We start from the raw sequence: 22,323 nt of genomic DNA on the forward strand, positions 1-22,323 counted from the left end.
GCCGAAGCCCCCGCCGAAGCCTGCGCCGACGCCTTCGCAGAGGCCCCCGCTGAAGCCTGCCCCGATGCCCCCGCGGAAGCCTGCCCGTCCTTCGCCGACAGCATGGCCTGCCAAACCAGCGCGGCCTCCTCGGGCGTCAGCTGCATCTCGATGCGAACCATGCCCCCAAGCGTCGGCGACTGGCGAACGAAGCGACGCTGACTTCGCGGCATCTCGCCCGGGAGATCGCCGGGGTCGCGGCACAGCTCGACGCTGCGCTGGTACGACCGGGTCAACCGCTCGAGCTGAGCCGCGGTGGCGTGGGCGGCGACGTCGAGGAAGTGCTGCTCGGTCTCGGTCGTGGCAACGCGGGTGATCGCCCGAACCTTCGAATAGCTGAGCTCACCGCGACCAAACGAGGCGTCGACATTGGTCAAGACCTCCAGCGCCCGCGCGACCCGGACCTTCTCGCGCGCGGTTTTGAGGCTAACGGCGATACGCCAGCTGAGCCAGTGCGCGCACGAGAGAAACCCCATTGGCCCCCAAGCTTCGTGGGCATCAAACAGACGAAGCCGAGTGAGCAGCGCATGCTCGGCAATGTCGATGCGCGCGGCGAATGTGGCGATCTCCTCGCCCAGGGCCTCCAGCTGATCTGAGGTCATCGAGCGACGGAATACAGCGACACCAGACATCGCCACATTATACTTGTTCAGTTGTTCAGATCAAGCTAATTGCACGTTCCCCGAGTGCGGTTTCATTGTCGACTTTGGATCATGATTGGTCACGCCGCCGTCACCCTTCGCCGCGTCCCCTCAAAGCCCTCGAACAGCGCCTCGTGGGCCGGGCGTCCGAGCGGACCCTCGCGGGTGGGATACCCGGCGATCCAGTCGAGCAACATTCCCAGGTTGCGGTCCTGCTCGTCCTTCGTCGCGTACTTGTGCGGCTCCCAGGGTCGGGCCCGGGCGTGCGCCTGGCAGACGACAACGGGCACGTCGAGGAAGATCAGCTCGTCCGCCTCGGCTGCAAGGATCCCGACGAGGTCGGCGTAACAACCTTCGACCACCCAGCGCGAGTGCTCCGCAAGGCTCCGTCGGATCTCCCGCTCAGCCTCGTCGAGGGGTGTTCGCTCGGGCGGCTCGGTCGGCTGCCAGGCGAACGGGTCCAGATCGAGGTGATGCGCGTCCCGGTCCCTCGCTAGCCGGCGAGCCAGGGTGCTCTTGCCGGCTCCCGAGTTGCCGACGATCAAGACACGGTGCCCAGGCATCGTCTGAGGATACGATCACTCCTCAGCCAGCAGCGCGTCAATCTCGGCTCGCAGGGTCCGCTCGCTCACCTGCCCAAGGTGCATGTGCCGAGCGTTTCCATGCTTGTCGACCAGCACCATGTACGGGATCTGCTCGACCCCAAACGCCCGCGCGAGCTGACCGTCGTCGTAGATCTGCGGAAAGCCCAGCTCTCGATCCGCGAGGTAGGCCGCGACAATCTTGCGGCGCGCCTTGATCTCACCGCTGTCCCGGTTGACCCCATAGACCGCAAACCCCGGCTCCGCCGCGTAGCCACGCTCGATCGCGGCCACGGTCGGCATCTCGAGCCCGCACGCGTGACACCAGGTCGCCCAGAAGGTCAGCAGCGAGACCTGCCCCTCGAGCTGCGCGGGCCCGAACGGCGTGCCATCGTCGAGCTGGGTCGCAAACTGGGGAACCGGGTCGCCGCGCGTGACCGGCGTGTAGCTGTCCCAGTTGTCCAGGCTGATCCCGAGGTCGCGCGCGCCCGTGACCAGCGCCAGCGCCACCACCACCACACCGACCACCAGCTGCAGGGTTGAAGACGGGCGTGGGTCAGTCATGGGTCACCCCGCGCGCGTCGTCGGCGGTCTGGGCCAGCTCGGCCGCGTCGTCGGCGACGTCGACCGGCGGCGGCACGCGCTTGCGGATCCACACCCCAAGCCCGGCCGCCCAAACAGTACCCAGGATCTCGGGCAGGTAGCGCGGACCCGGGATCACCACGCCCTGCTGGCGCAACAGGTTGGCGAGGGTCGCGACCAGCACCAACGCGACGAGCGGGAGGTGGCGATAGCGGCTGCGCGCCGCGCCTACGATGCTCTCGACGATCAGCCCGACCAACAGCGGGGTCAACAGCGCGATCGCCAAACCATTGACCAGCAGCCAGAAGCTACGAAACACCTGGTAGCGGGCGACCGTCTCGCTCAGGTGCTGGATCTGGCTACCCAGCACGAACAGCGCGGCGAGCAGCCACCAGTCGAAGCGACCCTCCCCGGGACCGAGCGCCGCAAGGGTCGCTCGTGGCCGGATGAGGATACCCCCCCAGCGGACGATGGTCGCGCGCACGGCTGACACTGGCTCACTCAACGTCGGGCTTGCACCTTACGTTTCGCGGCCGTGGCCAGCGCCGAGGGGATCGCCTTCGAGCGCGCGACCTTCTGGACGTCGCTGCGGTTGAGGAACCCGAGCAGGCTCATCGAGCGCGCCAACGGCGTCTTGGGGTTCATGACCAGGTGCAACTTGACCGTGTAGAGCTTGACCCACTCGCGGCGGTTCGAGATGTAGGTGATGACCTCCTGCGGCAGCGAGCGGTTGGCCGCGTAGGCCACGGCCTCGTCGTCGCGGACCTTGGGCGAGCGGATCGTCGCCATCGCCACGGTCTTGTTCGAGTCGCGGACCAGCAGCGAGCGGTCGTACTTGTCGCCCAGCAGGGCCGTGCGGATCTTCTCGAGCGGGCGCATCAGCGAGATCTGATGCATGCGGCTCTCTTTGCTGGCGGGCTGCTTGTCCTCCTCGCGGACCGCGGGCTGGGCGAGCGCGGCCAGCTCGGGGTCTTCGTCGCCGTCCTCACTGGGGTCGTCGCCAGGCAGCGGGCCAACGTAGATCTCCGCGTCGGGATCATCGAACTCCGGCAGCTCGAGTTGGTCCTCGACATCGGCCGCGCCGAACATGTCGAGCAGCTCGGCCTCGGCCTCGATCACCTTCTCCGTCGTGTGGATGTCCTTGAACATCTGGTCGCGGCTCTCGTCGACCGGGCCGCTGACGGCCAGCGCGAGCCGGATCTCGTCCATCGCCGGGAGCCCCAGATCCACGTCTTGGCGATCCGCGAGCTCGAGCATCCGGTGGATCACGCTCATCCGGCAGTGGCGATTTTGGTAGAGGCTGGCCACGATCTTGGGGCAGCCGAGCCAGCGCGTCTCGTTCTCGGCGAGCGCGTCGCAGATCGGCTCCGGGCACACGCGGGCGATCCCGATCAGCGACTCGTCGTCGACCTTGGGGTGGCGAATGACCTGGCGCAGCACCGCCTCGTCGCGCGCGAACTTGCGACCGAGCAGATCGAGCACGCCGGCCGGCAGCCGCTTGTCTGCGAAGCCGCCGTCGAGCACCGCAGCGGGCAGGCCCTCGACGGTCTTGCCGGCCGCCTCCGAGTGATCGTCGTTGGCGACCCACACCTGATACAGCGCCACCAGCATGTCGCGCGGCGGCAGCGGGGCGAGCCCGCCCACGACCATCATGCGCATCTTTTCGGGCGCCGACTCGCCGACGAATTTCGCGGCGACCGGGCCGAGCTCGGCGGCCCCGAGTGAGACATGAGCGAAGGCCATGTCCGCGCAGTGTGCCACGGGGACGCGTTCGCTCCCAGCCGTTGATCTCAACCGCCTCAGCCGGGGATCGGCGGCCCATCGACGGGCAGCGGGTCGACGCTCGGGTAGTACGGCTCGCAGAATTCCCAGCTGTTTTCGCCCTCCTCGACCGCCCACATCTTCACGTCGAGGACCTGCTCGACTGGCCCGTCGGGACCCTCCATGGTCACGGTCAGCGTCCCTGGCAGATCGTGGATCACCGACAGATCCTCGATCTCGTCGGGCGGGAACAGCTGGAACCGGGTCTGGAGGTAGTAGCACTCGTAGGAGTACTCGTAGGTCTCCTCGCAGCAGGCCACGTAGATGTTGAAGTCGCCCACGGCGAAGTGGCCGCTGGCCCCGACGTTGTAGCCCTCGACGTCGAGCTCGACGTGAAACTCGACGTCTTCGCTGTCAGGGATGAACCCGCCCAGCTGCGGGTCGGTCTCGAACATGAAGAAGCCCTGGAACCCGCACTCGACCGCCAGCTTGCTGCCGTCGCCGAGCAGCTCCTGGTCCTGGTAGACCTCGAACCATGGCTCGCTGGGGCCCTCGCTCAGCCCGCACCAGTCCGCGAGCGGATCACCGTCGCCGTCGCCCTCCGCGCTCGTGCCTTGGTCACCGTCGCCGTCGCCGTCACCCGTGGTCGAACCATCATCTCCGACAACGGTGGTGGTGCAGGCCAGCAGCAGCGGCATCAGCGGGGACAAGGCGCGTATGTTCATCATGACAAGTTCTCACGCTCCGGGCTCGGTGCAAGCTATACCATCGGCGAATGCGACCGATCTTCATGTGCGCAATGCTGCTGGTTGGCGCTTGTACCCAGCCGGTGGCCGCAGACGACAGCTCGGACGGATCCGGGTCTGGATCCGAGTCTGGTGAGCCACACGGCGCCTGGCAGCCCGTACTTCAGGTCGACAAGGAGGTCGGCGCGCTGATGAGCGTGTGGGGCGAGACTCCGGAGGATGTGTACGTGGTCGGCGGTCAGCCCGAGTCCGGTGGTGGTCGGGTCTTGCACAGCGTCGACGGCGAGTGGGTCGTGGAGTCGCTGCCGGCCGACGTGTCGATGCTCAACTGGGTCTACGGGGTCGGCGATCTCGTGTGGTCGGTGGGCATGGATGGCGCGATCGTGCGGCGCGAGGGTGGCGTGTGGGCGGCGGAGACCAGCCCGACGGATCGGGTGTTGTGGGGGGTCTGGGGCGCGAGCGCGGATGAGCTGTGGGCCGTGGGTGGCGACGCGGTCGGCGACGAGCCTGTGCTCTTGCGCCGTGATGGGGCGAGCGCGGCGTGGGCGAGCGTCGAGCTGCCGGAGCTCGGCGTGAACAGCCACGGCTTGTTCAAGGTCTGGGGTCGGGCCGCGGATGATGTGTGGATCGTTGGCGATCTCGGGGCGGCGCTGCACTACGACGGCGACGCGTGGACGGCCCACCCTGATCCCGCGGCGGTCGACATCATCAGCGTGTGGGGTTCGGACGCGGAGGGCGTGATCGCCGTGGGTGGGCGCGCGAGCGGGCGCATCAACCGGGTGGACGGGGGGAGCTGGGCGGGCGAGACCCTGGCGATTCCGGGGCTCAACGGTGTGTGGGTGGATCCCGAGGCGGGCGCGACGGCGGTGGGTGTGCAAGGGACGATCATTCGGATCAGCGCGGGTGGCTACGCGGCCGAGGCCGAGGACTCGGGCACGAACTTGGTGCTGCATTCGGTGTTCGGGTTCGCGGGTGGGCCTCGGTTCGCGGTTGGCGGGAGCTTGCTGATGCCGCCGCCGTTTACTGGGGTGATCTTGCGGGCTGACTGAGTGCACGGCACACGGCGCACTAGCCTCCAGTGCAACCCCTGCGTAAAGTCCCGCCGATGGCCAAGGACCCCGACACGCAGCCGCCCCACGACCCCGTCGCCGCTCTCGAGCTGCGCGAGCGCGTCGCCGAGCTCGGCGGTGGCCCGCTCCAGGCCCGCGCTGGCAGCGAAATCGTCGCCAAGCTCCAGCAAAAGAACACCGCCGCGCTAACCAAGCTCGAGCAGGTCGGTCGCCAGAGCGCCCACGCGCGGATCGAGCTGCTCCTCGATCCCGGCAGCTTCGTCGAGCTCGATCGCTTCGTGACCTCGCAGTGCGCCGACTTCGACATGCAGCGCAAGCAGACCTACGGCGACGGGGTCGTGACCGGCTACGGCACGATCGACGGCCGCCGGGTGTTCGTGTTTGCCCAGCGCCCCGACGTGTTCGGCGGCAGCCTTGGCTGGGCCCACGCAGAGAAGATCTGCAAGATCATGGACAAGGCGATGGAGGTCGGGGCCCCGGTGATCGGGCTCAACGACAGCGGCGGCGCGCGCATCCAAGAGGGCGTGGCCGCGCTCGGTGGCTACGCGGAGATCTTCAAGCGCAACGTGCTCAGCTCCGGCGTGGTCCCGCAGATCTCGGTGATCCTGGGCCCGTGCGCGGGCGGTGCCGTGTACTCGCCCGCGCTGACCGACTTCGTGCTGATGGTCGAGAAGTCGAGCTACATGTTCATCACGGGGCCCGACGTGATCAAGACGGTGACCCACGAAGAGGTCACCAAAGAGGCGCTCGGCGGGGCCATGACCCACAACGAGAAGTCGGGCGTCGGCCACTTCGCGTGCGCCGACGAGGCCGCCGCGCTGGCCATGACGCGGGCGCTGCTCGGGTTCATGCCCAGCAACAACATGGAGCCGCCGCCCGTGCGCGAGACCAGCGATCCGGCCGACCGCGCGTGCGAGCAGCTGACCGCGCTGGTGCCCGAGAACGCCAACAAGCCCTACGACATCCGCGAGATCATCAAGGCGGTCGCCGACGACGGCGTGTTTCTCGAGGTCGCGCAGCACCACGCCAAGAACATCGTGGTCGGCTACGTGCGCATCGACGGTCACCCGATCGGCGTGGTCGCCAATCAGCCCCTGGTGCTGGCCGGCTGCCTCGACATCAACGCCTCGGTCAAGGCCGCCCGCTTCGTTCGGACCTGTGACGCGTTCAATACGCCGCTGCTGACCCTGGTCGACGTGCCCGGGTTCTTGCCCGGCACGGATCAGGAGTACGGCGGGATCATCCGCCACGGCGCCAAGCTGCTGTATGCGTTCACCGAGGCCACGGTCCCCAAGGTCACCCTGGTCACCCGCAAGGCCTACGGCGGCGCCTACGACGTGATGGCCTCCAAGCACATCCGCGGCGACATCAACCTGGCCTACCCGACGGCCGAGATCGCCGTGATGGGGGCGGAGGGCGCGGTCAACATCATCTTCCGCCGCGAGCTGGCCGAGGCCGCAGATCCCGAAGCCGAGCGCGCCAGGTTGATCGCGGACTACCGACGGCTGTTCGCCAGCCCGTACAAGGCCGCGGAGTTTGGGTTCCTGGATCGCGTGATCATGCCCGTCGATACCCGCAAGGTGCTGGCGGACAGCTTTGATCTGCTCCGCAACAAGCGGCAGGAGAACCCGCCGAAGAAGCACGGCAACATCCCGCTGTGACGCGCCCGGCTGGCAGCGAAGCGGCGAACCCGAGCGCGAGCAGCCGTCGGTTTCTCGCGCTCGCGCTGCCGAGCATCGCGGCTTCGCTGATGGTGCCGGTCGCGAGTCTGGTCGACACCGCGATCCTCGGTCACCTCGACGAGCTCGAGCCGCTCGCCGGGGTCGCGCTGGGCGGGGTGATCTTCGATCTGCTGTACTGGTCGTTTGGGTTCCTGCGCATGGGCACGACCGGTCTCACCGCGCAGGCGTTCGGGCGCGGGCAGCTCGGCGAGTCGCGGGCGCTGCTGCTGCGGGCGGGCGTGCTCGCGATGGTGTTTGCGTCGCTGTTGTTGGCGCTGCAGCCGGTGATCGGCTGGGTCTCGTTCGCGCTGCTCGAGGGCGAGCCAGCGGTAGAAGTCGCCGCGCGCGCCTACTTCGACGCACGGATCTGGGCCGCGCCCGCGGTGCTCCTGAACTTCTGCGTGATGGGCTGGCTGCTGGGCATGCAGCGGACCCGGCCGATCTTGGTGATAGCGATCGTCGCCAACGGGGTCAACGTCGCGCTGGACTATGTGCTGATCGTCAGGCTCGGCTGGGGCGCGGCCGGGGCCGGGTGGGCGACCATGGGCAGCCAGTACGTCGCGCTGCTCGCCGCGGTCCCGATCGTCCGCCGCGCGTGGACGCGGACCCACAGCGCCGAGCCGACCGCCCCGGTGCTGAGCTGGACCCACCTCGCGCCGCTGCTGCATCTGGGCCGCCACATCTGGCTGCGCACGCTCGCGCTGATCACCACGTTCGCGCTGTTCACCAATTTCTCGGCGAGCTTCTCCTCGACGCTGCTGGCGGCCAACGCGGTGCTGCTGCGGGTGCTCGGGCTGGCCAGCTACTTCATCGACGGCTTCGCCCACGCGACCGAGAGCCTGGCGGGCGTGCTCGTGGCCCGCGACGACAAGCAGGGGCTGCGCAAGCTGTTGGGCGTGGCGATGTCCTGGGGCCTGGCCACCGCGGGTGGGTTCGCGCTGGCGTTCATCGCGTTTCCGCAGCTGTTCTCGCTGCTCACGGATCAGGCCGAGCTACTCGCCGCGGTGATTGCCGCGCGTGGGTGGCTGGTGCTGGTGTTGCTGCTCGGCTCGATCGCCTACGTGCTCGACGGCTACTTCATCGGCCTGACCGCCGGAGTCACGCTGGCGCGGGCGATGCTGTTCTCGTTTGGGATCGGGTTCTTGCCGCTCGCGCTGTGGGCCCGCTACGGCGACGGCGGGCCGCAGGCGCTGTGGTGGGCGCTGCTGTGCTTCATGGCCGCGCGCGCGCTGAGCCTGGGCGTGTGTGTGCCCGCCACCCTGCGCTGACCGTCGCGCTGACCGTCAGCCCGCGGCGTGGGCCTTGGCCTGAACGATGTCGAGCAGATCCCCAAGCGCGAAGTTGAAGTCGAACACGTGCAAGCCCAGCAGCGAGGGGTTGAGCAGCGGCTGGTTGAAGTCAATTGGATTCTGGCGAAGGTCACTCGGCCCCGGCTCGACGCCGATCGCCAGGTACTGATGCCCGTCGGAGTCCGTCAGGCACGCGCCAGTGTAGAGGTCGCGGTAGAGCACGAACGGGGTCTCGTACTCGACGCCGTAGTCGATCGGCACGAACACCGCTGGTTGATGGGTGAACGTCGGCAGGTAGGCGCCCGAGAACTTCGACCCGCTGGCCAGCACCTGCGGGTTGGTGCAGGCGATCGGGCTGCTGGCGCCCGGCGGCCCCTGGTTGCCCGGCCCTGGAGGCAGCTCCGTCGCGTAGCTGCGGTAGGCGATCACGCAGCCGGTCTGCTCGATCGTCGTGCACAGCGGAAGCTGCTCGAAGGTCCCGCCGACGAGCTCACCGTCGGGCACACCGACGGCGCCGCCGATCATCAAGCCGGCGATCAGACGCGAGCGCAGCTCGGCGTCGGGCTCGATCTCTTCTTGCAGCAGCCGCGTGGTCAGGTACGTGCCCTGCGAGTGGCCCATGATCACGAACTTGCGATCGCCGAGGTGGTTGTCGCGCCATGACAGGTACGCCGCGTGGACGTCCTGGTAGGCCGCGTCGAGCAGGGTCGCGGCCTCGGGGCTGCCAAACGTCCCGATCGTGACCTGGTGGTAGAGCGGCGCGAACATCCGGCACATGCTGGTGAAGCGCGCGGCCTGGTTGAGCAGCGGGTCGAGCTCCTGGTCGATGTCGTCGAAGTTCTCGGTCTGGCCGGGCTGCAGACGCAGATCCACGGTGGGGTAGACGTAGAAGCAATCGAAGCCGGGATCCTGGGCGATGGTGTGCTCGACGAGCGTGGTGGTGCCGTCGGGGTGGATCTGTGTGGCGCTCAGATCGGCGCCGCGGCACTGATCTTCCGCCTCGGCCTTGTCGGGGTGACACAGCCACAGGGCGGGGTCGTCGTAGCCCTCGAGCGGCTGGGCGTCGCCATCGCCGTCGCCGTCGCCGTCGCCGTCGCCATCTCCATCTCCGTCGCCGTCGCCCGTCGTCTCGGTGGTCGTCTCGGCGCTGCCGCCCGCGTCATCGCTGGCGCACGCGATCAGGCCCGAGAGCACGAGCGCCACGAGTCCCCGTGTATGCATGAGCGTCATGATGCCACCGCCGCTCAACCCTGCGGGTTGCTCACGTTGGACAGCCCCCACCCGGTCATGTCCGAGTACGTGTACGGCTGATTCAGCTGGTTGTAGATGTCGTACTGCAGGGTGTCCGGGTCGATTCGAAACGCGCTCTGGGCCATGTCGACCAGCCACACATACCCATAAAAATCGATGCTCACGCCCTTGGTCTGGCCGCCTGCCTCGGGCAGCGGGATGTTGGGCCCGAGCGCCATGGTCTCGACATCGATCGCCTGAATACCCAGGGCCGGCCAGGTGCCCATCCACATGTAGCCATCGGGGTGCTCTTGAATGCCGAGGCCGGTGACGCCGGGGATCTGGTCCCACTGCTCGGTCTGTGGATCGAAGCGGCCGACCCCGCCGATGTCGGTCGCGATCCAGATCCGCCCGCTGTGATCGATCGTGATCCCATACGGATGCATCTGCTGCGGGGCCATGTGGATCTCGTAGCTGAGGTCTTCGCTGACATGCACGAGCGGAAACCCAGACACGTAGGTCATGATCCAAAATCCGTCCTCGCCGTCGACGACGCCGCCGTAGGCCCCAAACCCGCCGACCGAGATGCCAGGGATCGGGATCGTGGCCTCGAGCGCGCCCGTGTCACCGTCGACGCGCACGACCTCGACGGTGCCGCCGGTCAGGCCCGAGCTCCACACTTTTTGATTGGTATACGTGCAGCTCCCCTGGTCAAAGTCGCCGGCCGTCCACGCGACCGGGCGCTGGGAGCTGTACTGGGGAAACGCGGTGTACCAGGCCACGCACTCCTCCACGCCCCACGCGAGGATGTCGTCCTTGTTGGCCGAGGTCTGAATGCCGGGCATGCCGTTTTGCTCGGCGCAGTCCTCCAGCCGCGCGTAGACCTTGGTCAAGCCGCCGCTGCGGTTGGCCACGGCCACGTCACCCGAGAGGCTGACCGAGGTCCGTGACGGCGAGCCGTTGCCGTCGGGGCGCGTGATGTAGCGGCCCTCCTCGATCATCGTCTGGGTGTTGAGCTTGGTCAGCGTGCCCTGGGCGGTGTTCGAGATGTAGATGTAGGAGAACTCGGGATCGTTGCCACCCATGCCGCCGCCGCAGCCCTGGGCGCTGCTGTCAGCGATCGGCTCGATGTCGAACTTGACGCCGTCGTCGTTGGAGTCGGTTGGATCGCCGTCGCCGTCACCGTCACCGGGATCGCCGTCACCGTCGCCGCTGTTGCTGTTGCTGTTGCTGTTGCTGTTGCCCTCGGCGGTGTCGCCGTCGCCCGTGAAGCTGGTAATCCCAGTCTCCCCCACGCTCGCGCTCTCGCCGTCGGTGGATGCCGGCCGGCCGCAAGCGAACGAGACAGAGGTGAGCAGGGTCAGGCAGATCTCTTTACGGTGCATGTCAGGTAGCCTCTCGATGGTCAGAACCGCATGACGGTGATCGTGGAGTGGTTGCTCACGTTGGCCGACGCGGCCAGCGTGGTCATCATGTCATTGACCGGATCGTAGACTTGGAACACGGTCCCGTCACCGCCGTACCCGGACACGTAGATCTTACCAGTGGCGAAGTCGGTGTCGGTCCCCGTGTGGCTGGAGGTCGGGTCACCGATCATCCCGGTCTTGGCCCCGGTGACCCCGTCGAAGCGCTGGAACGGCCCGTCCCAGATCCGCGAGTAGAAGTAGCCGTCCACGAACGAGCCCGTGCGGCTGTTCTCGCCCACGTTGGTGGCGTCGACGATCGTGCGGACCACCGTGTCATTCGTGGTGTCGATGACCTTGAAGCCGAGCTGGCTGTAGGTGCGAATGTAGAGCTCTTGATTGTCGGCGTCGTAGGTGCCTGCGCACGAGCCGTTACCGCCCAGGGCGAAGCTGCTCCACTGGCCATTTCGGCGCACGTACACGGTGCTCTGACCGTCCTTGAGGTAGTAGAACCCGTCCGGGAACCACTGAAACAGGCCGATCGGGCCGGAGGTCTGATTGCCCGGCCCCATCGCAAAGTTCGACCACGAGTCGTTGACCGGGTCGTACTCGTAGATCGTGTTGTTCGACCCCATCAGGAACACCGACACACCGTCGTTGGTGATCTGTGAGGTCGTGGTGTTGGGCGGGCTGGCCACCGTCGCCCACATGTCGTCGAGGATGCTGTAACGATAGAACCCGGCGGTGCCGTTCGAGCTGGTCAAGAACACGTAGTCGCTGGCGGCGATGCACATCGTGTCGCAGCCGTCATCGTCGATGTTGTTGCCGTCGTCGCACTCCTCCATGCCGACCCACTTGAAGCCGTCACCACAAAACCCGGGCGCGCAGCTGCCGGGGCATGCGTCGGCGTCGGACAGGTTGCCGTCGTCGCACTCCTCCATGCCCTCCCACAGGTAGCCGTCGCCGCAGGTCGCGGGTACGCACATGGGCGAGATGCAGCCGTCGTTGGTCTGGTCGTTGCCGTCGTCACACACCTCGACGCCGGCCTGGACATAGCCGTCGCCGCAGAACGCCAGCTGGCACGCCGGGCACTCGTCGGAGGTGTCCATGTTGCCGTCGTCGCACTGCTCGCCCGCCTGGAGCACGCCGTCGCCACACTCGCCGGGCAGACACATGCTGTTGCAGCCGTCGGCGGGATCGTCGTTGCCGTCGTCGCACATCTCCACGCCCTCGTGCGTGAAGCCGTCGCCGCAGGTCGCGAGCTTGCAGCCCTGAACGCAGTCGTCGGTGTTGCTGGCGTTTTGATCGTCGCACTCCTCGAAGCCCTCGTAGACGTAGCCATCACCACACGCTGCGATCGTGCATGCGGGCGTGCACTGACCCGACTCGGAATTTTGTGGGCCGAGGTCGCAGTCTTCGCCGGGCTGGACCACGCCATCGCCACACTCGGCGGGATCGCCATCGCCGTCGCCATCGCCGGGATCACCGTCGCCGTCGCCGCTGCCGGTCTCTGCTGAGTCGCCGTCGCCATCGCCAGTCGTGGTGAAGGTCGACAGACCGCCGTCGCTCGAGCCACCAGGCGCGCACGCAGCGCTAAGTGGCAGGCAAAGCAGAGCGGTCAGACCAAGCAGCTGATGATCGCGGCGCATGACGAGCATTCTCGCCGCATACGCGCGCGACGAACAGCCCGTACCTCACGACCTGGCGTCGAGCCCGCCGAGTGACAGTTTCGCAGACCGCCGACTCCAGCGTGCGGCAAACGGCGGCAGCAGAGCCACGCGGACAAGCGCGTTGTGACCCCGTGGAATCGACGTTCGCCGCGCGAATAGTGTGTTCCACGCGGCCTGACGCAGCGCGATTTTGCGACGCTCCGGCGACGCCGGGCCCAGTCGTCGAGCCCGCGTCGTCGAGCCCGGCTACGCGATCGAGAGCGGGCGCTGCTGTGCTTCATGGCCGCGCGGGCGCTGAGCCTGGGCGTGTGCGTGCCCACGACGCTCCGCTGGCGGTCAGCTCGCGGCCCAAGCCTGAGCAGGGCCGCTCAAGCTCGCTTCGGTCCGGTCAGTGCCGCATGACGGTGATCGTGGATTGCCAGATCGCGTTGGGCGACGCAGCCAGCGTGGTCATCATGTCGTTGACCGGATCGTAGACTTGGAGCACGGTCCCGTCAAAGCTGTACCCAGACACGTAGATCTTGCCGGTCGTAAAGTCGGTGTCGGTGCCCGTGTTGCTGGAGATCGGATGACCGTTCATCGCGGTCTTGGCCCCGGTGACCCCGTCGAAGCGCTGGAACGGCCCGTACCAGGTCCGCGAGTAGAAGTAGCCGCCTACGAACGAGCCATTACGGTTCTTCTCCTCCACGTCGGTGTCGTCGACGATTGTTCGGACCACCGTGTCATTCGTGGTGTCGATCACCTGGAAGCCGAGTTGGCTGTAGGTGCGAATGTAGAGCTCTCGAGTGTCGGCGTCGTAGGTGCCCGCGCTCGAGCCGGTGCCGTCCAAGTCGAAGCTGCTCCACTGCCCGTTTCGGCGCACGTACACGGTGCTCGTGCCGTCCTTGAGGTAGTAGAACCCGTCCGGGAACCACCGAAACAGGCCCATTGCCCCGGCGGTCTGATTGCCCGGCCCCACCCCAAAGTCCGACCACGAGTCGTCGACCGGGTCGTACTCGTAGATCGTGTTGTTCTTCCCCATCAGGAACACCGACACACCGTCGTTGGTGATATGCGAGTTCGTGGTGGTGGGCGGGCTAGCCACCGTCGCCCACATGTTGTCGCGGATGCTGTAGCGATGAAACCCGGGATCCCCGTCCGCGCTGGTCAAGAACACGTGGTCTTTGGCGGCGATGCACGACGTGTCGCAGCTGTCATCTTCGATCTTGTTGCCGTCGTCGCACTCCTCCATGCCGACCCACTTGAAGCCGTCACCACAAAACCCGGGCACGCAGCTATTTGGGCATGCGTCGGCGTCGGACAGGTTGCCGTCGTCGCACTCTTCCATGCCCTCCCACAGGTAGCCGTCGCCGCAGGTCGCCGGTACACACATGGGCGAGATGCAGCCGTCGTTGGTCTGATCGTTACCGTCGTCACACGCCTCGACGCCAGCTTGGACGTAGCCGTCACCGCAGAACGCCACCTGGCACGCGGGGCACCCGTCCGAGGTGTCCATGTTGCCGTCGTCGCACTGCTCGCCCGCCTGGAGCACGCCGTCGCCACACTCGCCGGTCAGGCACATGCTGTTGCAGCCGTCGGCAGGATCGTCGTTGCCGTCGTCGCACGTCTCCACGCCCTCGTGCGTGAAGCCGTCGCCGCAGGTCGCCAGCTTGCAGCCCTGGACGCAGTCGTCGGTGTTGCTGGCGTTTTGATCGTCGCACTCCTCGAAGCCCTCGTAGACATAGCCGTCGCCACACGCGGCGATCGTGCATGCGGGCGTGCATTGACCCGACTCGGAATTCTGGGAGCCGAGGTCACAGTCTTCGCCGGGCTGCACGACGCCGTCGCCACACTCGCCGTCGTCGCTCCCGGTCTCTGCCGGATCGCCATCGCCGTCACCGGTCGTGTAGGTAGACAAGCCTCCGTCGTCCGAACCACCGGGTACGCACGCAGCGCTAAGTGGCAAGCCAAGGAGCACGGTAAGACCAATCAGTTGATGATAGCGGCGCATGACGGAGCAGTCTGACCATGGACGCGCACGACGAAAAGCTCATGCGGTCACGACGTGGCGCTAAAGCCCACCGAGTGACAGCATCGCAGAGCAGCCGACGCCAACGCGCGGCAAGCGGCGGCAGAAGGGCCATGCGGACGAGCGCGTTGCGGACCCGTGGGATCGACGTTCGCCGCCCGACCCGTGTGTTCCACGCAGCCTGGCGCAGCGCGACCTTTGCGACGGTCCGGCGACGCCGGGCCCAGTCATCGAGCCCGGCCGCGGACCAGCGAGCCGCCACGAGCTTGGCCAGCGCGAACGCGTCGAGCCAGCCCAGGTTCATACCTTGACCGCCGAACGGGCTGAGTACGTGGGCCGCGTCGCCGAGTAGCAGCACGACCTCGGCCCCAACCGCCGGACCAAGCGCGACATTTGCAGCGTGAATCAGGCGTTGATCTGCGAGCGGCTCTTTCCTGCGTACCTCGCCATTGCGGCGAAGCAGGGCACCGCGCTCTTGCGTGGCGCCGCGCCCGAGAACTCGCGATAGAGCGTGTCGACATTGACGACGATCCGCTCGGCCTCCCCCCACTCGGCGTAGTCGGTCAGCGCGATGTCCCTGGCCGCCTCGAACACGCCCATGCCCGCGTCGTAGCGCTGGCGGGCCTGGTCGTGCACGTAGCTCAGGTACTCGCGCACGCGCCGAACTCCGGCCTTGTCGGTGAGCGGCCCGTGGCCCGGCACGATCGCGTCGACGTCCATCGCCTCGATCCGCTCGCACGCGGCAATCCAGTTGGCGACCGGCCCCTCCCACACGATCGGGTGGCCGCCAATGAACAGGATGTCGCCACAATAGACCACCCGATCGTCGGGCACGTGCACGATCACGTCCCCCTTGGTGTGGGCGGGGCCGACCTCGATCAGCTCCACGCGCTTGTCGCCGACCGTCAGGCTCAGCTGGTCGTCGAAGGTTCGGGTTGGCAGCACCAGCTCGATGCCCTCGAACTGGAAGTCGCCAAAGATCTCGACCACGAAGGGCGCGGCCTCGACCACCGCCTCGAGCAGCTCGACGCCGAGCTTGCCCGCGACCCAGCCCAAGCCCTTGCCGAGCCCGCCCAGGCGCATCGACAGCCGCGCGACCTTGTCGAGCTTGACCATGAGCGAGGGCGGCAGCTCGGACATCTCCGCGGCGCCCCGCCGCGAGGCGATGATCTGCGCGTCGCGGACCAGCTGGTTGCCCCAGCAGTGATCCCCGTTTGCGTGGGTGTTGACGACCGTCCCGATCGACTTGGCGGCCGGCACCGCGTCGCGCATGGTGGTGAGCATCTGCGCGGTCAGGCGGGTGTCGAACAGGGTATCGACCAGCAGGCTGGCCTCGCCGTCGCAGATCAGGCCCGCGTTGTTCCAGCCCCACGAACCGTCGGGTTGCAGGTAGGCGTAGCAGCCGCTGGCGAGCTCGTGGAGCCCCTTTTCGTAGGCCATGGCGAAGCTCATACCACGCGCCGCTGGCGGCAGGCACAAACCCGCCGAACGTGGCACCATGGCGACACTGTCCCCCATGCCGCGATCCCTCTCATCGTCTGTGCGTGTCTCGTCGGTGGCGCTCGTGCTCGCGTGCGCGGGCGGGTGCTGGACCAACGGCTACACCGCCAACCGGGGCCTGCATTATGTGACCGACGCCGAGGGCAAGCAGCTGCTCGTCAGGTCGACGCCGCCCGCTCCCGCCGCCTACGAGGCGTACCTCCGCGCTCGCCTGGCGCTCGAGCGCGATCCACCGCGGCTCGACGAAGCCCGTGGCCACATTCTGGACGCGCTGCGCTGGCAGCCAGATGAGCCGCAGCTGTGGACCGTGCGAGGGGAGATCGAGTGGCGCGCGGGGGACTTCGCCGCCGCCGAAGCGGCGCTCGGCAAGGCCCTCGCGCTGCGGCCTGGTTACCCAGAGGCGCAGCGTTTGCTGGCGCAAGTCCAGGCACCGCGAGCGAACGCGACAGCCGCCAAGTAGTTGAATGATAGATCGGCCGCGGCGGCGACCCTGGGACCGCCACCGCGAGGCTGTGGCCGGGTGAAGGGGTCAGATCCCAAACACGCACTGCGCACCAACATCGACGGTGCATCCGACGAAGTCGCCGCAGCTCTCTTTGCCGCACTCATCGAGCCGGTTGATCGCTTGCTTCTGCTCGTCGGCCTGGCAGCTCTTCATCGCGGTGTTGCAGTTATCTCGACAGTTTTGCTCGTTGATGCTGTCGTCGCACATCTTCGCCTGACGGCAGTAGTCTTTGCACGAGTTCTGGACGTCGAATGACGGCCCCGGTTCATCGGTGTCTTTTTCACCCGGTTTGCACGCACCGAATGTCAGCCCGGCGACGGCTGCGAGCGCGAGGACCAGGGGACCGAAGGCACGAAGATTCCTATTGGCGTCAGGCATGGTGTACGTCTCCTGATTCCGAGCATCGCACTGTCTGTGCGCCCGGCCAGCGCGAATCCGTCCCATGAGGGGCCGCAGCGACGCAAATCTGACGCGGGCGCGGAGGGTCTGTTGCCAATTACCCCCGGTGTCCGCCGCGTGTTAGACACGGGCGCATGCCCGCGCTCGAGTTCACCTTTCCCGGCCCCGACGGTCCAACTATCAACCGCATGGGCTTCGGTGCCATGCGGGTGTGTGGCCCCAACGTGTGGGGCATGCCTGAGGATCCGGAGTCCGCCCGCCCGCTGCTGCGCCGGGTGGTCGAGCTTGGCGTGGACTTCATCGACACCGCCGACGCCTACGGGCCCGGGACCAGCGAACAGCTGCTCGCCGAGGCGCTGCACCCCTACCCCAAGGGGTTGATCATCGCGACCAAGGGTGGGCTGTTGCGCCCACCCGACAAGTCGTGGCAACGGGACGCCCGCCCGGAGTATTTGCAAGCCGCCTGCGAGGCCAGCCTCGAGCGCTTGAAGGTCGAGTGTATCGATCTCTACCAGCTGCACGCGCCCGATGAGTCGGTGCGCTTCGAGGACTCGGTCAAGGCGCTCGCGCGGCTGCGTGAGCAGGGCAAGGTCCGCATGGTCGGGCTCAGCAACGTCAGCGTCGCGCAGCTCGAGGTCGCCAGCGAGATCGTCCCGATCGTCTCGGTCCAGAACCGCTTCAACCTCGGCGACCAGAAGCACGCGGACGTGCTCGCGGCGTGTCATCGCCAGGGGATCGCGTTCTTGCCCTGGTATCCGCTGGGCAGCGGTGAGCTGACCAAGTCGGGGGCGGCCGCGGCCGCGGTCGCGGGCGAGCTCGGCGTCACGCCCGGGCAGGTCGCGCTCGCGTGGTTGTTGCACCTGTCGCCGGTCGTCGTGCCGATCCCCGGCACCTCCAAGATCGCCCACCTCGAGCAGAACCTCGCGGCGGCGCAGATCCAGCTGAGCGACGCCCAGATGACCCGACTTGGCGGGGTTCAATTGGGGTAGGCAGCGTCAATTACTCGAGAGGAACGCCGCGAGCGGGGCGAACAGCTCCTCGCTGAGCCGCTCACCAATTGCCAGATCACCGTGGCCATAGTCATGCTCGCAGCCGCTGTCGACGCCCAGTACGACGAACTGCTTGTCGACGTCCTCTAGCTCCGCGCCCCAGGCGTCATAGGCCGCGCGCACCGCCTCTGGAGACGCGACGAGGTCGGCCGCGCCCGCGAAGAAGATCGCAGGGACCCGCACCTCGGACAGCCGCGCGAGCACGTCCTCGCCCGCGACTCGAATGATCCCGTCGTCCAGCGCCCACTTGGCGAAGTCCGCCGAGAGCGGCGCGGGCACGTCTTCGATCAGGTTGACCAGCGCGCGAGAGGTCGCGCCACGATCGACATTGTGCGGGTTGTAGATCTGCCGATGCAGCGGCGTGTGCAGCCCCTCGATGGCGAACGCGCTCATCCGGGCCAGGACCCGCAGCCACACGACGCGGAACACGAAGCGCGGCAAGAACCCGAGCGCCCGCAAGAACCGAAGCGGCGGGGCGACGCGAGCCGGACTGCCGATCGTCGCGACCCGGCGCAGGCGCTGGGCAGGCACCGTTCGGCCCACGGCCGCGTAGAGCAGGATCCCGCCCATCGAGAACCCCACATAGTCGATGGTTGGGCTGCCGGTCTGTTCACTGACGAAGTCGATCGCTTGCGGCAAGTCGTGGTCCACCATCGATGAGAAGTTCACCCGCGCGCGCTGCCACACCGTCAAGCTGGGCTGGCCAGATCGCAGGGTCAGCAGCCACACGTCGCGCCCCAGATCACGCAGGTGACGGGCCAGCGAGCGCCCCTCTTCGGCGTCGATGTTGCGATGATTCGAGGCGATCCCGTGGACCATCAAGATCGGCGGATAGGCCGGCGAAGGCTCGAGCTCGGCCGGCGGCAGGCGCAACAGCGTGAACGGCAGGCCATCGTCTGCGCGCAGGTCGTAGCGCTCGGCATAGTCGAGATCGACGCCGAGCCTGCGCACCCAAAACCCGTAGTGCGCCCACGCCAGGATCGTCACGACCGCGAAGCTGAGGGCGCCGAACGCAACGAGCCAGGGCCAGGACCAGTCCATGGTGGGCGCGAAGCCTACCACCCACCGCGGCGGCGTTCGCCCCGGTGCGCGCGGCACCCGAGGTCAACCCAGATCAGCCGGGGTCCTGCCCGATCAGATCCAGCATCACGTCGCGCGTGGTGTCGGCGGCGTCCATCCCGACCGAGATCGACTCTTCATAGTTGTCGTTGAGCCCGGTGTTCCACTCGTCCGAGGGCACGAAGTAGCCCAGCGCGTCGCCCGACAGCCCAAGCACGACCTGGTGCGGAGCCGTCATCGCTTCCTTGATCGGGAGGCCGTTGCGGGTCAGCGACTCACCCGGGAACGCGACGAGCTGGATCTCCGAGCCAAACCGAAAGTACGCGGTCTGGGTGGTGACGAGCGTGGTGTCGCCGCGGCTCGTGAAGTCGTAGTCGAGGATCCCGGCCTGGGCGGCGAACAGGAAGGTCTGATTGGTCACGCTGAGATCGAAGTCCGCGTAGCCGCGAAACATGTCGACCCCGACTGGCTCGACGGCCTCGAGGGCCAGCATCGTGCGCGCCGCGACGTGGTCGCCGTAGGCCTGCGCGCGCTCGAAGTCGTCCGCGTACATGCCTTCGGGCACCTTCGGCGAGACGTCGCCCTGGACGCCGTTGAAGAACAACACGGGCGCCTCGAGCTGGGCCTCGAGGTTGTCGACCGCGTAGCCGCAAAAGTCGCGGGACATCAGCAGGTTGTCGCTGCCGAGCACGACCGGATGGGCAGCGAACGCGACCATGGCCCCGAGCAGCGCGCCGCCTTCGAGGTTGCGGGCTTGGAGCACGAACAGCCCGTCATCGGTGAAGTCCCAACCGCGCCGGTTGCGGTTGTCCGCGGTCGTCGACGCGACCTCGAGATCTGCAGGCACACGCTCGCTCCAGGCCGTCGCCATCGAGGTTGCGATGTCGGTGATGATCCGGGCGCGATAGCCCTCCGGCACCCCGCCCCACAGCCCCTGGAGATCGGGCGCGGCGTGGCTGTGCGTGCTGCCCACGATGATCTGGGTCTCGCTGAGGCCGGTCATCGAGGCGGCCTCTGCCCGGATCGCGCGGGTCCACTGGTTGCCCATCCCGACCGTGTCGACGACAGCGAAGATGCCGCCGTCCTCGGGCCCGTAGCCGATCGCCATCGTGCGCACGTAGACCCGATCGTGGATCCCCTCCGCTGCGCCGCGCTCCGTGTAGAGCCCGTAGCCGCCCAGGTAGAAGCCCTCGGCCAGCTCCGCGTCGGTCGGGGTGAGATCCGTGACGTCGAACCCGACCTCGTAGGCGGCCGGCGGCGGGTCGCCGTCGCCATCACCGTCGCCTGGATCCCCGTCGCCGTCGCCGAGCTCCGTCGTGCCTGGGTCGCCGTCGCCGTCGCCTGTCTCGGTGCTGGTCTCGCCGTCGGCTGGGGTGTCGCCGCGACACGCGAGTGGGCTCAGCAGCAGGCCGGCCGCGAACAGGATGGAAAACGAAGGGGGCGCGATGCGAGGCATTTCAATCACTCCAAGTGTGCAGACGTAGCCCCCAAGCCTCGCTCATGCGGGGGCCCGCGCACAAGCGTGCGTGATCACAAGAACCGGCTGAGCCACACCGCGAGGCAGTAGAACGGCGTGCCCGCCAGCAGCAGGCCCCGTCGCACCCGGGACAGCTCAGGCTTGCCCCCGCCCACGATCAGCGCCGCGATGCACACCAGCCACGACACCCCCGCGGTCGCGACCGCGTACGCGAACACCTTGAGCATCAGCGGCTTGAGCACGGGCACGAACATCCCCCCCGCAGCCACCGCCGTCAGCGCGACCGGCACGAAGCTCGACCACAGCGCGGCGTGCGACATCCACGTGATCCGCGGCTGGTCCTCCGCCTTGGGCTGGCGCAGGTGCGACAGAACCCACGCGCCGATGAACGCCAGGCTGATCACGACCGCCAGGCCGATCCCGCCCAGCACGATCAGCTCGATGATGCGGATGATCCAGCGGCGGATCGTGTCCAGGTCCGGCAGGTCGATCGCCACGCTGGCCCAGGCCACGGACAAGGCCGCGAGCGGGAGCGTCACGCGGGCGGGGAGATTTGCGAAGATCGCGCTGCCTGGGGCTCGGCCACGGGGGTTCATCGTGGCGGCGAGCGTAGCACGCAGGGACACCTGCCGGGGGTGGGGTGAGCGGGCTTGCGGTTGGGGGTGGGGTCGGATAAAGATCGCGGCCTCGCGTGCGTAGCTCAGCTGGATAGAGCGTTGGCCTCCGAAGCCAAAGGCCGCAGGTTCGACTCCTGCCGCGCGCATTTGTTTGTTGGGTGAGTGGGTGGAGCCCCTACGATGGATGATCACATCCCTGAGGCGAAGGACGGCGCGGCCAGCGAGGCTGAGTGTTACCGTGTGGTCGTGGCGATCGAGGCGGGCATGGCGGACTCCAGGGCCGGCCGGACCATGACTCACGCGCAGCTCGTCACCCGGATGGAGGCTCGATTCGCCGGGCGGTCCAAGTGAGGCCGAGGCCCTCGAGCTCCCAACACGGCAAGCTACGCGCACTGGCGTATGGCACGCAGCCTGTTGGCGCCCCATGACCGCGTAAGCTGTCCTCGTGTCCGAAGCCGAAGCCGAAGCCAAACCCGTGGGTGAGCGTGTCTCTGCGGACGAACGCAGCCCCGAAGCCGAGCGCCAGCGCTTCCTTGACGCAGTCGCCCAGGGGATGGCCGATGCAGACGCGGGTCGAGTGCGCTCGCACGCCGAAGTCGTCGCTCGGATGCGTGCTCGGTTTGCCGAACGAGCCAAGCATTAGCCGCGTAGACAAATTTTGTTTTAGACAAACGAGTCGATTTCTACACAGTCGATTGGTCGATTTCGCAGGGTACGATGCGCGTGAAGAACCTGGACGAAGAGATCAACCCGTCGAAGACAACTAGATACCGAGGGGTAAGCGCAATAGCACAATCGAATAGCTAAATTTCGTGGCATTGATTCACTGTCGGTGAATGACTCAACGCCGTGCATGTTGCCAGGGGAGGAACAAGAACGCGCGCCGGACCAGCAGCCGTGGATTCGCGGGGTACCTGAAGCCCGGGCTTGGCGCCACGCCGCTCTCCACCTCCCCGCCCCCCGACTTGATACCCTC

Annotated in this window: 23 protein-coding genes and 1 tRNA gene; 8 read left to right on the forward strand and 16 right to left on the reverse strand. The window is 67.4% G+C overall.

The genetic code is table 11. The features are described 5' to 3' along the window. The 6 genes from ENSA7_RS07945 to ENSA7_RS07970 form a co-directional block, all read right to left on the reverse strand. Positions 1 to 641, reverse strand: a 641-nt coding sequence (locus ENSA7_RS07945; RefSeq protein ID WP_181233426.1) for a DUF222 domain-containing protein, incomplete at its 3' end; no start/stop codon positions are given. 119 nt (positions 642 to 760) lie between these two features. After that, entirely contained in the window at positions 761 to 1,243 is a 483-nt protein-coding gene (locus tag ENSA7_RS07950; protein WP_106088613.1) for an AAA family ATPase, read from the reverse strand. Positions 1,244 to 1,258: 15 nt separating this feature from the next. Then, entirely contained in the window at positions 1,259 to 1,825 is a 567-nt protein-coding gene (locus tag ENSA7_RS07955; protein WP_106088614.1) for a TlpA family protein disulfide reductase, read from the reverse strand. Continuing rightward, the gene (locus ENSA7_RS07960; RefSeq protein WP_106088615.1) at positions 1,818 to 2,327 is read right to left on the reverse strand and encodes a hypothetical protein; all 510 of its coding nucleotides are present in this window, start codon (positions 2,325 to 2,327) and stop codon (positions 1,818 to 1,820) included. The genes ENSA7_RS07955 and ENSA7_RS07960 overlap by 8 nt, the downstream gene beginning before the upstream one ends. 17 nt (positions 2,328 to 2,344) lie before the next feature. Beyond that, positions 2,345 to 3,586 carry a hypothetical protein gene (locus ENSA7_RS07965; RefSeq protein ID WP_106088616.1) on the reverse strand — a complete coding sequence of 414 codons (1,242 nt, stop codon included), beginning with the start codon at positions 3,584 to 3,586 and terminating at the stop codon, positions 2,345 to 2,347. 56 nt (positions 3,587 to 3,642) lie between these two features. Continuing rightward, positions 3,643 to 4,329, reverse strand: coding sequence for a hypothetical protein (locus ENSA7_RS07970; RefSeq protein ID WP_146157452.1), 687 nt, complete (start codon positions 4,327 to 4,329; stop codon positions 3,643 to 3,645). Positions 4,330 to 4,379: 50 nt separating this feature from the next. Between ENSA7_RS07970 and ENSA7_RS07975 the strand changes: the two genes are divergently transcribed. From ENSA7_RS07975 to ENSA7_RS07985, 3 genes are read left to right on the forward strand one after another with little or no spacing between them, the layout of a single operon-like run. After that, complete coding sequence (locus tag ENSA7_RS07975; protein WP_106088618.1) at positions 4,380 to 5,399, forward strand: hypothetical protein; 1,020 nt, start codon at positions 4,380 to 4,382, stop codon at positions 5,397 to 5,399. A gap of 56 nt (positions 5,400 to 5,455) precedes the next feature. Further along, positions 5,456 to 7,081, forward strand: a complete 1,626-nt coding sequence (locus tag ENSA7_RS07980; RefSeq protein WP_106088619.1) for an acyl-CoA carboxylase subunit beta — start codon at positions 5,456 to 5,458, stop codon at positions 7,079 to 7,081. After that, on the forward strand, positions 7,078 to 8,409 hold the full coding sequence (locus ENSA7_RS07985; protein WP_106088620.1) for an MATE family efflux transporter: 1,332 nt from the start codon (positions 7,078 to 7,080) through the stop codon (positions 8,407 to 8,409). Before ENSA7_RS07980 ends, ENSA7_RS07985 begins: the two co-directional genes overlap by 4 nt. A 15-nt stretch (positions 8,410 to 8,424) precedes the next feature. Here the strand turns inward: ENSA7_RS07985 and ENSA7_RS07990 are convergent, their stop codons facing one another. From ENSA7_RS07990 to ENSA7_RS08020, 6 genes are all read right to left on the reverse strand, one after another. After that, positions 8,425 to 9,651 (reverse strand): DUF3089 domain-containing protein, encoded by a 1,227-nt coding sequence (locus ENSA7_RS07990; RefSeq protein ID WP_146157453.1) that lies wholly within the window; start codon positions 9,649 to 9,651, stop codon positions 8,425 to 8,427. A 23-nt stretch (positions 9,652 to 9,674) separates the two neighbouring features. Further along, positions 9,675 to 11,045, reverse strand: a complete 1,371-nt coding sequence (locus tag ENSA7_RS07995; RefSeq protein WP_181233428.1) for a Vgb family protein — start codon at positions 11,043 to 11,045, stop codon at positions 9,675 to 9,677. A 20-nt stretch (positions 11,046 to 11,065) separates the two neighbouring features. Then, positions 11,066 to 12,712, reverse strand: a complete 1,647-nt coding sequence (locus ENSA7_RS08005) for a DUF4215 domain-containing cysteine-rich repeat protein (RefSeq protein ID WP_106088633.1) — start codon at positions 12,710 to 12,712, stop codon at positions 11,066 to 11,068. Positions 12,713 to 13,121: 409 nt separating this feature from the next. After that, the gene (locus tag ENSA7_RS08010; protein ID WP_244923749.1) at positions 13,122 to 14,630 is read right to left on the reverse strand and encodes a DUF4215 domain-containing protein; all 1,509 of its coding nucleotides are present in this window, start codon (positions 14,628 to 14,630) and stop codon (positions 13,122 to 13,124) included. 37 nt (positions 14,631 to 14,667) lie between these two features. After that, the gene (locus ENSA7_RS45305; protein ID WP_280523985.1) at positions 14,668 to 15,099 is read right to left on the reverse strand and encodes an FAD-dependent oxidoreductase; all 432 of its coding nucleotides are present in this window, start codon (positions 15,097 to 15,099) and stop codon (positions 14,668 to 14,670) included. A 47-nt stretch (positions 15,100 to 15,146) separates the two neighbouring features. After that, the gene (locus ENSA7_RS08020) at positions 15,147 to 16,181 is read right to left on the reverse strand and encodes an MBL fold metallo-hydrolase (RefSeq protein ID WP_181233430.1); all 1,035 of its coding nucleotides are present in this window, start codon (positions 16,179 to 16,181) and stop codon (positions 15,147 to 15,149) included. Positions 16,182 to 16,257: 76 nt separating this feature from the next. On the opposite strand from ENSA7_RS08020, the gene ENSA7_RS08025 reads away from it, so the two are divergent. After that, a complete protein-coding gene (locus ENSA7_RS08025; RefSeq protein WP_181233432.1) occupies positions 16,258 to 16,701 on the forward strand; it encodes a tetratricopeptide repeat protein in 444 nt (147 codons plus the stop codon). A gap of 69 nt (positions 16,702 to 16,770) precedes the next feature. Here the strand turns inward: ENSA7_RS08025 and ENSA7_RS08030 are convergent, their stop codons facing one another. Further along, on the reverse strand, positions 16,771 to 17,124 hold the full coding sequence (locus ENSA7_RS08030) for a hypothetical protein (RefSeq protein WP_106088627.1): 354 nt from the start codon (positions 17,122 to 17,124) through the stop codon (positions 16,771 to 16,773). 155 nt (positions 17,125 to 17,279) lie between these two features. Between ENSA7_RS08030 and ENSA7_RS08035 the strand changes: the two genes are divergently transcribed. Further along, positions 17,280 to 18,134, forward strand: coding sequence for an aldo/keto reductase (locus ENSA7_RS08035; protein WP_106088628.1), 855 nt, complete (start codon positions 17,280 to 17,282; stop codon positions 18,132 to 18,134). A gap of 6 nt (positions 18,135 to 18,140) precedes the next feature. On the opposite strand, the gene ENSA7_RS08040 is transcribed toward ENSA7_RS08035, so the two are convergent. The 3 genes from ENSA7_RS08040 to ENSA7_RS08055 all read right to left on the reverse strand — a co-directional run bounded on the left by ENSA7_RS08040 (position 18,141) and on the right by ENSA7_RS08055 (position 21,326). Beyond that, positions 18,141 to 19,235 carry an alpha/beta fold hydrolase gene (locus ENSA7_RS08040; RefSeq protein ID WP_106088629.1) on the reverse strand — a complete coding sequence of 365 codons (1,095 nt, stop codon included), beginning with the start codon at positions 19,233 to 19,235 and terminating at the stop codon, positions 18,141 to 18,143. A gap of 73 nt (positions 19,236 to 19,308) precedes the next feature. After that, a complete protein-coding gene (locus ENSA7_RS43340) occupies positions 19,309 to 20,709 on the reverse strand; it encodes a neutral/alkaline non-lysosomal ceramidase N-terminal domain-containing protein (RefSeq protein WP_181233434.1) in 1,401 nt (466 codons plus the stop codon). Between the two features lie 74 nt (positions 20,710 to 20,783). Then, entirely contained in the window at positions 20,784 to 21,326 is a 543-nt protein-coding gene (locus tag ENSA7_RS08055; RefSeq protein ID WP_106088631.1) for a hypothetical protein, read from the reverse strand. A 93-nt stretch (positions 21,327 to 21,419) separates the two neighbouring features. Between ENSA7_RS08055 and ENSA7_RS08060 the strand changes: the two genes are divergently transcribed. The 3 genes from ENSA7_RS08060 to ENSA7_RS42110 all read left to right on the forward strand — a co-directional run bounded on the left by ENSA7_RS08060 (position 21,420) and on the right by ENSA7_RS42110 (position 21,990). Then, a tRNA-Arg gene (locus ENSA7_RS08060) sits at positions 21,420 to 21,493 on the forward strand. 34 nt (positions 21,494 to 21,527) lie between these two features. Next, positions 21,528 to 21,698 (forward strand): hypothetical protein, encoded by a 171-nt coding sequence (locus ENSA7_RS43345; RefSeq protein ID WP_181233436.1) that lies wholly within the window; start codon positions 21,528 to 21,530, stop codon positions 21,696 to 21,698. Between the two features lie 94 nt (positions 21,699 to 21,792). After that, complete coding sequence (locus ENSA7_RS42110) at positions 21,793 to 21,990, forward strand: hypothetical protein (RefSeq protein WP_146157455.1); 198 nt, start codon at positions 21,793 to 21,795, stop codon at positions 21,988 to 21,990. The last annotated feature ends 333 nt before the right edge of the window (positions 21,991 to 22,323 follow it).

Source organism: Enhygromyxa salina (assembly GCF_002994635.1).
Lineage (GTDB): Bacteria > Myxococcota_A > Polyangia > Nannocystales > Nannocystaceae > Plesiocystis > Plesiocystis salina_B.